A 12,582-nucleotide genomic window follows, 5' to 3' on the forward strand; every position below is an offset into this window, starting at 1 on the left:
ACGCGTGCGCGGTGAGGTGTCAGCTCTGGTCCGCGACGAACGACGCCATGCGCGCCAGCGCCGCGTTCCAGTTGATCGTGTGCTCGTTGGTCGACCAGGACTGGATGTCGTCGATGTAGCAGAACTGGCCGACGCAGCCCTGGAGTTTGCTCTGCGCGTAGGGGTCCTGGATGCCCGAGTTCGGGCCGCCCGCGAGGGTTCCCCTCGGCGGGTTGGGCTGGTCCGGGTCGAGCTGGTGGGCGTACCAGCGGGCGTGCTGGTTGCGGGCGTCGACCTCGCCGTAGCCGGTGACGTAGGAGATGTTGAGGGCGTTGCGGCCGAAGAGGTAGTCCATGCTCTGGAGCGCGCCCTCCCGGTACTTGGACGCCCCGCTGATGTCGTACGCCGTGGCGACGACGACCGCGTTGTTGAGGATCTGGTGGTTGGAGCCCCAGTCGTAGAGGTTGTTGTCGGGTGCGTACGGCATGCCGTACGGGTGGGCCTTCAGGGTGGCCAGGTAGCGGTCGGCGGCCTTGACCACGGACTGGCGGACCTTGTCGCGGCCGGGCAGCTTGTTCGGCACGGTCGCGAGGTCGAGGCGGCCGGCGGCGGCCGTGCGGGCCCAGTCGAAGCCGATGGGTCCGAAGATGTCGGCGGTGTGCACGGGTGAGGCGAGGACGTGGTCCTGGAAGGCCTTCTCGCCGGTGGTCAGGTACAACTGGGCGGCCGCCCAGTAGAACTCGTCGGTGACGTTGTTGTCGGCGTAGGTGCCGCCGCCGATGCCGTCGCTCTCGGAGGCGTACACGGCCGGGTGTTCCAGGGCCGCCGCCCACGCCGTGCGGGCCGCGGTGAGGGCCTTCGCGGCGAAGGCGGGGTCGTGGGGGCGGTAGAGGCGGGCCGCCTGGGCGGCCGTCGCCGCCAGGTTCAGGGTGGCCGCCGTGCTCGGCGGGTGCAGTTCGCGCTTCTGCGGGTCGTCGGCGGGCATCAGCGGCAGGCCGGTCCACTGCTCGTCATGGATCTTGTGGTGGGCCATGCCCGCCAGGGGCTCGCCCTGCGGCACCTGCATCTTCAGCAGGAAGTCCAGCTCCCAGCGGACCTCGTCCAGCAGGTCGGGCACCTTGTTGCCGCTCTCGGGGATGTCCAGCGAGCCGTCGCCGAGCTTTCCGGCCTTCCCCGTGCGGGCGTGCAGCGCGCGCTCGTAGGTGCTCAGCACCTCCCAGGTGGAGATACCGCCGTTGACGACGTACTTGCCGTGGTCGCCCGCGTCGTACCAGCCGCCGCTGACGTCGAGTCGGTAGTCGCAGACGCCGGGCTGGCAGGGCACGTTCCCGTCGCCCTGGTTGGGGGCCACGTCGACATGGCCGGCGGCGCGGCCGTAGCCGGGGCGCAGGTCGTCGTCGATCGGGGTGCCGCTGCGCTGGGTGTAGTAGTACTTCAGCGAGTCCAGGCGGAGGCGTTCGTAGGCGGCCGGGTCGATGTCGAAGGGGCGGCTGGTCTCGCCGTCGACGACCAGGGTGAAGCCGGTGCCGCGCCCCCGGTGGGCGCCGAAGTCGATCGAGTGGACGTGCTGCCCGGAGGAGGCGTCGAGACCGCGCGGGGTGCTCCGCCCGTGGGCGACCACGGCCCCTGCGGCGTTCTTCAACTGCCAGGGGAGCCGCGCCGTCGCGTCGCTCACCAGGGTGGCGTTCTTGGGCCCGGCGGGCAGGTACGCGACCTGGTTGACCCGCACCCGGGGCCCGGTGTCGGGCTCGTACACCTCCGGCGGCACCCCGCCGAGCAGCGACACGTCGTCCATGCAGAAGGTGAACGGGTCCGCGTTGCCGCCGACCTGGAAGCCCACCTGGCCCTGGGTGGTGTCGACGGGCGAGGTGAACGTGTACGAGTAGGAGTCGCCCGAGACGTTCAGTTGCGGGCTGACCTCGAAGTAGGTGTCGTACGGGGCCACGGACAGGCCGACGATGGCCCGCAGGACGTTGCCCTGGGGCGTGCCGGAGGCGGAGAAGCTGAAGCGGTACGACTCGCCCTTGACCAGGGTGAGGTCGTTCTGGCCGACGGCGGCGTCCCAGCGGTTGGTGGTGCCGCCGGGGATCTCGGCACAGAGGCGGCCGTCGGTGAGGCCGGCGGTGACGTTGCCGGTCGTCCACCAGGGCGCGGTGGTGGTGTCGAAGGCGCCGTTCTTGACCTGTTCGACCTCCTCGGCCTGAGCCGGGCCGGCGGGCAGCGCGGTGAGCGCGGCCGCGAGAAGGGTCGTCAGGGCGAGCAGGGTCGTTCTGCGTCGTTTCACGTCTGGGCTCCTCGGAGGAGGTGGGGGCGCAGTCGGTGACGGGTGGTGCGGGGTGGAGTGTGTGCGGGACAGGGCGTGGGAGCGCTCCCAGATGCGGACGTTGGCCATGCTGTTAGAGACATGACAGCCCGTCAACGGTCCGGACGGGACTGGTTTTCCCGTCCGGACCGGAGCGGCACCTCCCAGCCTCCGGGCGCCACGCGGTCAGACAGCGAGAACGTCCAGCCTGCTGATCCGCACCGCGCCGCGCGCCTCGCCCGGATGACGGCTCGTCAGCGTGAGCCGGACGCGGGAGCCGCGCACCGGGGTGAACGTGATCGCCGTGGGGGCGTCGGAGGCGGTGGCCCAGTCGATCGTCGCGCCCTCGACGGGGACGTACCGTCCGCCGTCCCACACCTCGACCCCGACGGCCTCGGGCAGGGTGTGCCCCGCGTCGACGGTGAAGGAGACCTCGACCCGGTCGACCGTCCCGGGCCGCCCCCAGTCGACCGAGATCCAGTCCTCGGGCCGGGCCCCGCTGAACGCGGGCAGCAGGGCGGTGGCCGCCTTGTGGAAGGCGTTGGACCAGCCGGTGGCGGGATCTCCGTCGAGGACGGCGGCGGGCAGGGTGTCGGGGCGACCGGAGTAACTGGCGTCGGCGTGGGGGTAGGTGACGGCAGCCGGGTGCTCGGGCTCGAACGCGGCGGCCGGGGTCGTCGACCGGTCGCGCGCCGCCGTGGCACGCACGCTCACCTTCCCGGTGCGCAGCCCCTTCACCCGTGCCGTCACGCGCACCGCGCCCGCCTCGACGCCCGACCGTACGATCGCGAGCGCCTTGCCGCCGAAGGCGGTCCGGGTGGATGCCTGGTAGCGCTCGGCGCTCTCCTGTCGGCCGTTGTCGACGCCCGCGAGGGAACCTCCCCGTACGTCGAAGGTGATCAGGTGCTCGGCGTCGGGGACGACCACACCCCGGACGTCGACGATCTCCGCGGTGACGAAGGCCGGCGAACGCCCGTCCGCCGTCATGGATTCGCGGTCGGCAGTGAGCCGTACGGCGTGCGGCGCACCGGCCGTGCGCAGGACATCGGTGGCGACGACCCTGCCGTCGCGCCGTGCCACCGCCTTCAACTCGCCGGGGGCGTACGGCACCTTCCAGGTGAGGTGGAGTTTGCCCGCGCTGCCGTTGGGGCTGGTGTAGCTGCCCGGGTACGGGCCGTCGGTGAAGGTCTTGTCGTCGCCGGTGGGTTCGGTGGTCTCCAGGTAGGTCCGCCCGTCGAGGGTCTTCTTCTCGTCGAACCTCCTGGTCCCGAGGGACTTTCCGTTGAGGAACAGTTCGACGGTGGCGACGTTGGAGTAGGCCCACACCTCGACGGTGTCGCCCCTGTCGTGGTTCCAGGTCATCGGCAGCAGATGGACCATGGGCTCGCTGGTCCACTGGCTCCGGAAGAGGTGGTACATGTCCTTCGGGAAGCCGGCCGTGTCGACCGCGCCGAAGAAGGACGCCTTCACCGGGAAGACGTCGTACGGCGTGGGCTCGCCGATGTAGTCGATGCCCGACCAGAGGAACTGCCCGGCGAACCACTTCCGGTCGCGGTCCTTCTTGTGGCCGTACTCGCCGCTCATCGTCCAGGAGGCGAGGTTGTTGTCGTAGGAGGAGACGCCCCGCCTGCCGGGTGTGTGGTTCTCGCCGGTGTTGAGGCGTTCGGGCTCCTGGTAGACGCCTCTCGTGGAGGTCTCCGAGGACGACTCCGACTCGAAGAGGAACAGGTGCGGGTAGCGGGCGTGCAGGGCGTCCACCGACTTGGCGGTGTTGTAGTTGAGGCCGAGGCCGTCGAGCTTGGCCAGGATCAGATCGCCCGGGGTGCCGGGGGCGGGGACGCTGCGGTGGCGGTGGGAGCCGATGACGACCGGGCGGGTGTCGTCGGAGGCCTTGACGGCGGCGATCAGGCGGTCGGCCATGGCGAGGCCGGAGGTGGAGGTGAACTCGGAGACCTCGTTGCCGATCGACCACATGACGACGGCGGGCGAGTTGCGGGCCGCGAGCACCATCTCGGTGATGTCCCGGTCGGCCCACTCGTCGAAGAAACGGCCGTAGTCGTAACGGGTCTTGGGGCTGCGCCAGCAGTCGAAGGCCTCCACCGTCATCACGATGCCCAGTTCTTCGCAGACCTCGATCATCTCGGGCGAGGGCGGGTTGTGGGAGGTGCGGAAGGCGTTGACCCCCATCGACTTCATGATCGTCATCTGTCGGCGGATCGCGTCGACGCTGACGGCGGCACCGAGCGCGCCCAGGTCGTGGTGGAGGTCGACGCCCTTGATCTTGTGCGGGGTGCCGTTGAGGTGGAAGCCCTCGTCGGGGTCGAAGCGGAAGGTGCGGATGCCGAAGGGGGTGCGGTGGACGTCGGCGGTCCTGCCGCCGACACGGAGTTCGGTGGTGAGCGTGTAGCGGTGCGGGTCCGCGAAGTCCCACAGCCTCGGCTCGCGGACGGTCAGCTCGTGGGTCTCGGTCGCGGTGTCGGTGACGGCGACCGCGGAGGACGTACGGGCGACCGTCCGGCCACGACCGTCGACGACCCGGGAGACGACCTCGACGTCGGCGGTGCCGCCGGAGGCGTTCACGACGGAGGTACGGACGCGGACCAGGGCGCGCTTGTCGGTGACGTCCGGGGTGGTGACGTAGGTGCCCCAGCGCGCCACGTGCACGGGGTCGGTGACGACCAGTCGGGCCTCGCGGTAGATGCCGCTGCCCGAGTACCAGCGGCTGCTGGGCAGGCGGTTCTGCACCTTGACCGCGATGACGTTCTCGGTGGTGCCGTCGGTGTGCAGCAGATCGGTGAGGTCGAAGGCGAAGCCGGTGTAGCCGTAGGGGTGACGGCCGACCTCGGTGCCGTTGCAGTGGATGTGGGAGTCCATGTAGACGCCGTCGAACTCGACCGAGATGCGCTTGCCGGCGAGGGAGGGCGGCAGGGTGAAGGTGGTGCGGTACCAGCCGAGGCCGCCGGGGAAGAAGCCGGTGCCGCTGGTGGTGCCGTGTTCCGTGGTCGGGGCGAGTTCGATGGACCAGTCGTGGGGGACGGCGACCTGTCGCCAGGCGGAGTCGTCGAACTCGGGGCGGGCGGCGTCGGCGTACGCGCCGGTCGGGTCGGTGATGCCACCGGGGTTGACCAGGGCGAAGCGCCAACCGTCGTGGAGCGGCACGGTCCGGCGGGCGGAGGCGGGTCTCGACCGGGGGGCTGCGGCCGCGGTGCCCGCCAGTGCTCCCACCATCGGGGCGGAGGTGCCCGCGACGAGTAAGGATCTGCGGGTGACGGTCATGGTGTTCCCTTCGTCGAACGTGCGGGTGGACGTTCCGGGGAGCCGTGGAGCGCAACCCCACAAGCCATCACATGCGATCGTGACCGAACAAAATCTGACGACCCGTCCCACGGGTCGTCAAGGGCCCCTCACCCCACTTGGCGAACACCAGTTCAGCGAATCGCTCGGAGGTACGGTTTCCCATCCGCTTTTCCGGCGGAGCGCATAGGCTGGAATTCGCCCGTAAGCCCGTTCGGTCCGGCGGAATGGAACTCGCTACGATGAGGAGCCGCAAGGTTACGCACGGTGACACCCCTGCGTATGCCCTGGACGGTGCCGCCACGGCGCGGGCGGCCATGGACGGCGACGGCACGATCGTCGAGTGGAACGAGGGCGCCAGACGTCTGCTGGGCTGGCACGCGACGGAGGTGGTGGGCCGCCCCGCCGAGGAGTTGCTGGCCCCGGGGGGCTCCTTCCTGCCGCCCCCGCCGGGCAGCCGCAGCTGGAACGGGACACTCGCGCTGCGTCACCGCGACGGCCGTACGGTGACCGCGTGGCTGCTCGCCCACCACCGGGGCCTGAAGAACGCCGACGGCGGCGGCAGCTGGCTGGTTCTCTGTCCACTGGACGATCCCGGCCCGCTGGTGCGGGACGATCCGCTCACGGCGGCCGTCATGGTCCAGTCGCCGTGCGCCATGGCCGTCTTCGACGACCGCCTCAGGCTGCGCGGCATCAACGACGTGATGGCGGACGCCGTGGGAATGCCCGAGGAGAACCTCCGGGGCCTGCACATCTCCGAGATCATCGGCGGCCGCCAGGGCGAGAAGCTGGAGGAGCAGCTGCGCGAGGTGCTGGCCCTGGGCCGCCGCAAGGACGTGCAGACCTTCCTGCGGGCCGCCGACGAGAACCGCGCCCATGCCTGGTCGGCGGCGATCGCCCCGCTCCTGGACGAGACCGGGGTGCCGATCGGGGTCTGTGTCACCGGGCACGACATCACCGAGCAGTACCTGGCGCGGCAGCGGCTGCAGCTGGTGAACGAGGCGAGCATCCGCATCGGCACCACCCTCGACGTGCGGCGCACCGCCCAGGAGCTGGCCGACGTGTGCGTCCCGGTCCTCGCCGACTTCGTCAGCGTCGACCTCATGCAGTCCCTCGACCACGGCGACGAACCGCACGAGGGCCCCCTCTCCGCGCCCTTCACCCTGCGCCGCGCCGCCCACCAGTCGGTGACCCCCGGCTGCCCCGAGGCGGTGGTCGAGGTGGGCCGGACCGATGTCTACCCGGCGTCCTCCCCGCAGGCGGCGTCGCTGTCGGTCGGGCACACGGTCGTGGCGGCGGACCCCGCCAACACGCTCGCCGAATGGCTCGCCTGGGATCCGATACGCGGCCGGCGGGTCAAGGAGCTGGGTGTCCACACCACGATGTCGGTCCCGATCCGGGCCCGGGGCACCACCCTCGGTGTGGCCGTCCTGACCCGCTTCAAGCGGCTCGACCCGTACACCGCCGACGACGAGCTCCTCGCCGAGGAGGTCACGGCCCGCGCCGCCGTCTGCATCGACAACGCCCGTCGGTACTCCCGCGAACGGGAGACCGCCCTCGCCCTCCAGCGCAGCCTCCTGCCCCAGACCCTGCCCCGCATGCCCGCCCTGGAGGCCGCCTCCCGCTATCTCCCGGCGGCCCAGGCCGGGGTCGGCGGCGACTGGTTCGACGTCATCCCGCTCTCCGGGATGCGGGTCGCCATGGTCGTCGGCGACGTCGTCGGCCACGGCGTGCAGGCCTCCGCCACCATGGGCCGCCTGCGGACCGCCGTACGCACGCTCGCCGACGTCGACCTCGCCCCCGACGAGCTGCTCACCCACCTCGACGACCTCGTCGTACGCCTGTCCGCCGAGGCCGGCGGCGAGGGGGTGACCGGCGAGGTGGGCGCCACGTGCCTGTACGCCGTCTACGACCCGGTGACCCGGCGCTGCACCTTCGCCCGTGCCGGGCATCCGCCGCCGGTGGTGCTCGACCCCGACGGGCGGCCCATGGAGGTGGAAGTGCCGTCGGGACAGCCGCTGGGCCTCGGCGGACTGCCCTTCGAGTCCGCCGAGCTCGAACTGCCCGAGGGCACGGTCATCGCCCTCTACACCGACGGCCTGATCGAGACCCGGGACCGGGACATCGACGCCGGCCAGGAGCTGCTGGCGGAGGCGCTGTCCGGCCGCAAGGGCTCGCTCGACGACATCTGCCGGGACGTCGTCCAGTCCCTGCTCCCCGCGAACGGCGCCCCCGACGACGTGGCGCTGCTGCTGGCCCGCACCCGTGGGCTCCCGGCGGAGCGGGTGGCGACCTGGTCGATACCCGCCGACCCCGCGTTCGTCGCCCGGACCCGCCAGTACGTGCTGACGCAGATGGCGCTGTGGGGGATCAGCGAGTCGGCGTTCACGGCGGAACTGGTCGTGAGCGAACTGGTCACCAACGCCATCCGGCACGGTGCCCCGCCCATCCAGCTGCGTCTGATCCACGACGACACCACCCTGATCTGCGAGGTGTCGGACGGCAGCGGCACCGCCCCGCATCTGCGCCGGGCCAAGACCTTCGACGAGGGCGGACGCGGTCTGCTGCTCGTGGCCCAGCTGACCCAGCGCTGGGGCAGCCGGCACACCGAGGACGGCAAGACGATCTGGGCGGAGCTGGCGTTGTCGGAGGAGTGAGCACGACGTCGTCGCCGTGAGCCGGCTCTCACCGCCAGGGCGCTTCTGACGGATCTCCGTGGGAGAAGGAGCGGCGTCGTGGGGGCCCCTCCCGGTCGAGCGAAGCCGAGACTGGGGGAGCGTGCTCTCGGCGTGCCGCGCGGAAGCCCGCGTACTGGACGTACGTGGGCTTTCGCGCGGTGCGGCGAGAGGGCGTGCCGGGCGTCGCGACGCCGCGGAGATCCATCAGAAGAGCCCTCGCCGCACGCGTGTTCGCCGGGCGTCGAGGGGCAGCTGTAGGGTGCACCGGTCTTCGCGCCGTCGCGCGCCCTGACCTCCCCCGCCAAGAACACCCCGAAAGCCCTGCCTTGAACACCGCCCTCGCCGAGGTCCTGTCCGTCGTCCTGCTCGTCGTCGTCCTCGGCTGTGCGGTCGCTCGCCCGTTCGGACTGCCGGAGGCGGTGGTCGCGGTCCCGGCCGCCGGCGTCACCGTCGCCGTGGGTGCCGTCTCCCTCGACCACGCCCGCGCCGAGGCCGAACTCCTGGGCCCGGTGCTCGGCTTCCTGGCCGCCGTGCTCGTGCTGGCCAAGCTCTGCGACGACGAAGGCCTCTTCCAGGCGTGCGGGGCATGGATGGCCCGCGCCTCGGCGGGCCGGCCCCGGCACCTGCTGGGCTCGACGTTCCTGCTGGCCTCCGGCATCACGGCGGTGCTCAGCCTGGACGCCACGGTCGTCCTGCTCACCCCCGTGGTGTTCGCCACCGTGGCCCGGCTCGGGGCCCGCCCCAAGCCGCACGTGTACGCCACCGCGCATCTGTCGAACACGGCGTCGCTGCTGCTGCCCGTCTCCAACCTCACCAACCTGCTGGCGTTCACGGCGAGCGGGTTGACCTTCACCCGGTTCGCGCTGCTGATGGCGGCGCCGTGGGCGGTGGCCGTGGCCGCCGAGTACGTGATCTTCCGCCGGTTCTTCGCGGCCGACCTGGACGCCGTGGCTCCCCCGCCGGAGAAGCCGGTCGAGGCGCCCGAACTCCCGATGTTCGCGCTGGTCACGGTCGTGTGCACGCTGGCCGGGTTCGTGCTGACGTCCGTGCTCGGGATCGAGCCCGTGTGGGCGGCGCTGGCCGGGGCCGTGGTGCTGTCGGTCCGCGCGCTGGTACGCCGCACCACCGGGCCGGTCGCGCTGCTGCGGTCCGTCTCGCTGCCTTTCCTCGCGTTCGTGCTGGCGCTGGGCATCGTGGTGCGCGCGGTGGTCGACAACGGCCTCGCCGACGCCCTCGGCCGCGTGATGCCGTCCGGCACCGGCCTGCTCGCCCTGCTCGGTGTGGCCGCCCTCGCCGCCCTCCTGTCCAACGTCATCAACAACCTGCCGGCGGTCCTGGTGCTGATCCCCCTCGCCGCCCCGCTCGGCACGGGCGCCGTCCTCGCCGTGCTCCTCGGCGTCAACATCGGCCCGAACCTCACCTACGCCGGTTCCCTGGCGACCCTGCTGTGGCGGCGCATCGTCCACCAGCACGAGCACGACGTGGACCTGGGCGAGTTCACCCGCCTCGGCCTGCTCACCGTCCCGGCGGCGCTGCTCTCCTCGGTGGTGGCGCTGTGGCTGTCGCTGCTCGCCTTCGGGGGCTGAGCCCTCCCTGTGGGCGCGCTCGATCCACGCGCGAGGTCTCCCCGCCCTCCGGCTGGACGTAGAGGTGGACGTCGAGGTGGACGTCGAAGGTGATCGGCACGCTGTCGAGGCGTTCCCTCAGCCGCCGTCCCGCAGCCCCTGCCGGTACTCCCCCGGCGGCACCCCGTAGCGCTGCCGGAACACCCGGCTGAAGTGGAACGGGCTGCCGAACCCGGAGGCGGTGGCCACGCGCTCCACGGGCAGTTCGGTGGCCTCCAGGAGACGGGCGGCGTGGCGCAGGCGGGCGTGGCGCAGCGCGCGCATCGGGGAGTGCCCCAGCTGGTCGGTGAAGAGGTGCGCGAACCGGGACGGGGAGAGGGCCACGCGCTCGGCGAGGGAGCGGACGGTGTGCGGGGCTCCGGGGTCGGCGGCGATCAGGTCCTCCGCCCTGCGGATCCTCGGGTCCACTCCGCAGGGGCGCGGCTCGGAGCGGGCGGCGGTGAGCAGCACCGCCTCCTCCAGGGAACACAGGGCGAGTTCGCGGGCCGCCGTGCCGTGGGCCACGGCGACCTCGGTGTGCTCGGCCCCCGGCCCGGTGGACTCGGGTGCGGGCGGTGGGCCCTCGCCGGACCAGCGGGCGTCGGCGAGCATCCGGCGGAAGGCCGCGTCGACGCGTGCGCGGATGCCGTCGGGGGCCGACGGGACGGCGTACAGCCGGTCGCCGGTCTCGTACGGGCGCAGCCAGGCCGTCCAGGACGCCCGGGGCTGGCAGTGCACCCACCAGAACGCCCAGTGCCCGGCGGCCGGCCGGACGGTGTAGTGCTGCGGCACCCCCGGGCCGAGGACCACGAGGTCCCCCGGGGCCGCCTCCGTGCGCGTCGAGCCCTGCCGCAGCAGTCCCGCGCCGCCCGTGGTCCAGGTGAACAGCCAGCTGTCCGCGCCGCGCGGCCGGTGCACGGCGTAGGGCGGTCGCTGGTCGAAGCGTCCGATGATCACCTGACCCGGCGGCGGCGACGGATGGGCGGGCGCAGCAGTTCCAGGCAGGTCGTCAGCACGCACAGGCATCCTTCCGAAAGGCGCTCGGCCCTAGCGTGGAGCACGTGGGACGACGGTGGGAAGGGACGCGCGGATGACAGTCACGGGCAGGGCGGAGTTCGAGGAGAGCGGCTATCTGGTGGTGCGGGGACTGTTCTCGCCCGCCGAGATCGAGGAGCTGTGCGACCGGTTCACGGAGCTGCGGAAGGGCGGCCCGATCCCGGGGCACTTCCAGCCCCGGCGGCCCGCGGCGGACGGGCCGGCCGACCCGCTGGACACCCACCCCCGGGTGATGCACCCGCACCGCGTCGACGACCTGTCGTTGCGGGTCCTCCTCGACACCCGGCTGCGGGAGATCCTCGAAGGGCTGCTCGGGGAGGAGGTCCTGGCTGCGCAGAGCATGTTCTACTTCAAGCCTCCCGGGGCCCGGGGGCAGGCGCTGCACCAGGACAACTTCTATCTGCGGGTCGAGCCGGGGACCTGTGTGGCCGCGTGGATCGCCTGCGATGTGATCGACCGGGACAACGGCGGCCTGGAGGTCGTGCCGGGGACGCACCGGATGGATCTTTTCTGCCCGGAGGTGGCGGACTCGGAGGTGTCCTTCGCCCGGGAGTACGTGGCGCCGCCGCCCGGCCTGACTCCCGTGCCCGTCGACATGGCCCCGGGTGACGTCCTCTTCTTCAACGGCAGCCTGGTCCACGGCTCCCAGCCCAACCGCACCACGGACCGCTTCCGCCGGTCCTTCATCGGACACTACGTGGGCCGCTCCGCCGAACGCATCGGCCGCTACTACGAGACGCTGACGATGAGCGGCGCCCCCGTGGCCCTCGCGGAGAGCGAGGGAGCGGGCCCGTGCGGGACGGAGTTCGAGGCGATGGGCGCCCACTGAGGCGGGCCCCGCCGCGCCGCCGCCTCAGCCCAGTTCGAGGAGCCCCCGCCGGACCGCCTCGGAGGCCGTGCCCGCCCGGTTCTCGGTGCCGGGCTTGCGGTACCCGCGGAACAGGGGGGTAGACGGCGGGAGTCTGCTTCACCGCTCGACCCTGGGCGCGGTCGCGGCGGCGCCCGCGCTGTGTCTGCGGGCCGCGCGGGCCCTCGCCGACGGGGCTCCGGAGTTGGCTCCGGGAGGCGCTGCTGCGGGCGGTCCAGGGCGCGCTCACCGCCGAACACCTCGTCCGGGCCACGACGTTCGCCGACGTCGCGCGGGCCGTGGACGACCTGCTGCCGCGAACGGCGCCCGCGACCGGCGTCGACCTCGTGCTGCGCGCCTTCGCCGTCCTCGTCACCGACGGCTACGAGCGGGCCGTGCCGCACATGCGGCGGGCCCACGAGATGCTGCGGGACCCCCGGACCTCGGACCAGGACGTGCGCCGCGCGTATCTGCCCACCGTCACCCTGACGACGATGCTCCGGGAGGAGGAGACCCAGCGCGCGGTCATGCGCCGGGCCGCCGACGTCGCCCGTGACACCGGCGCCATGCTGAAGCTGGACACCGCCCTGTACTGCTCGGTGACGCACGAGACCAACCTCGGCGAACTGGCCCTCGCGGACGACCTGCACGCCCAGGGCCTCCGGATCCGCGCGGCGATCGGCGCCACCGACGACATGTGGGCGCTCTACCGGCACGCCGAACCGCTCGCCTGGTGAAGCCCGCGCGGCGGCCGGGCGGACCTTGGTCGGGGCCCCCGCCGAGGTGAGGGACGCGTCCCGCCGGTCGCCGATGGGGACGGCG

Annotated in this window: 7 protein-coding genes; 4 read left to right on the forward strand and 3 right to left on the reverse strand. The window is 72.3% G+C overall.

From position 1 onward, the window contains the following. Positions 1 to 19: 19 nt before the first annotated feature. Both RM704_RS08835 and RM704_RS08840 read right to left on the reverse strand, forming a co-directional pair. Positions 20 to 2,263 (reverse strand): glycoside hydrolase family 9 protein, encoded by a 2,244-nt coding sequence (locus RM704_RS08835; protein WP_033528574.1) that lies wholly within the window; start codon positions 2,261 to 2,263, stop codon positions 20 to 22. Positions 2,264 to 2,467: 204 nt separating this feature from the next. Then, positions 2,468 to 5,557: a glycoside hydrolase family 2 TIM barrel-domain containing protein gene (locus RM704_RS08840; RefSeq protein WP_033528573.1), complete on the reverse strand. Its 3,090-nt coding sequence runs from the start codon at positions 5,555 to 5,557 to the stop codon at positions 2,468 to 2,470. A gap of 260 nt (positions 5,558 to 5,817) precedes the next feature. Here RM704_RS08840 and RM704_RS08845 point away from each other — a divergent pair, with 260 nt between their 5' ends. Further along, positions 5,818 to 8,232, forward strand: coding sequence for a SpoIIE family protein phosphatase (locus RM704_RS08845; RefSeq protein ID WP_311590437.1), 2,415 nt, complete (start codon positions 5,818 to 5,820; stop codon positions 8,230 to 8,232). Positions 8,233 to 8,579: 347 nt separating this feature from the next. Beyond that, a complete protein-coding gene (locus RM704_RS08850) occupies positions 8,580 to 9,839 on the forward strand; it encodes an SLC13 family permease (protein ID WP_033528572.1) in 1,260 nt (419 codons plus the stop codon). 117 nt (positions 9,840 to 9,956) lie between these two features. Here the strand turns inward: RM704_RS08850 and RM704_RS08855 are convergent, their stop codons facing one another. Further along, positions 9,957 to 10,883: a helix-turn-helix domain-containing protein gene (locus RM704_RS08855; protein ID WP_052146151.1), complete on the reverse strand. Its 927-nt coding sequence runs from the start codon at positions 10,881 to 10,883 to the stop codon at positions 9,957 to 9,959. A 64-nt stretch (positions 10,884 to 10,947) separates the two neighbouring features. Here RM704_RS08855 and RM704_RS08860 point away from each other — a divergent pair, with 64 nt between their 5' ends. Continuing rightward, positions 10,948 to 11,742, forward strand: coding sequence for a phytanoyl-CoA dioxygenase family protein (locus tag RM704_RS08860; RefSeq protein ID WP_033528570.1), 795 nt, complete (start codon positions 10,948 to 10,950; stop codon positions 11,740 to 11,742). A 317-nt stretch (positions 11,743 to 12,059) separates the two neighbouring features. Further along, positions 12,060 to 12,497 carry a hypothetical protein gene (locus tag RM704_RS08865; RefSeq protein WP_033528569.1) on the forward strand — a complete coding sequence of 146 codons (438 nt, stop codon included), beginning with the start codon at positions 12,060 to 12,062 and terminating at the stop codon, positions 12,495 to 12,497. Positions 12,498 to 12,582: the final 85 nt, after the last annotated feature.

It is taken from the genome of Streptomyces gottesmaniae (assembly GCF_031845845.1).
Taxonomy (GTDB): domain Bacteria; phylum Actinomycetota; class Actinomycetes; order Streptomycetales; family Streptomycetaceae; genus Streptomyces; species Streptomyces akebiae.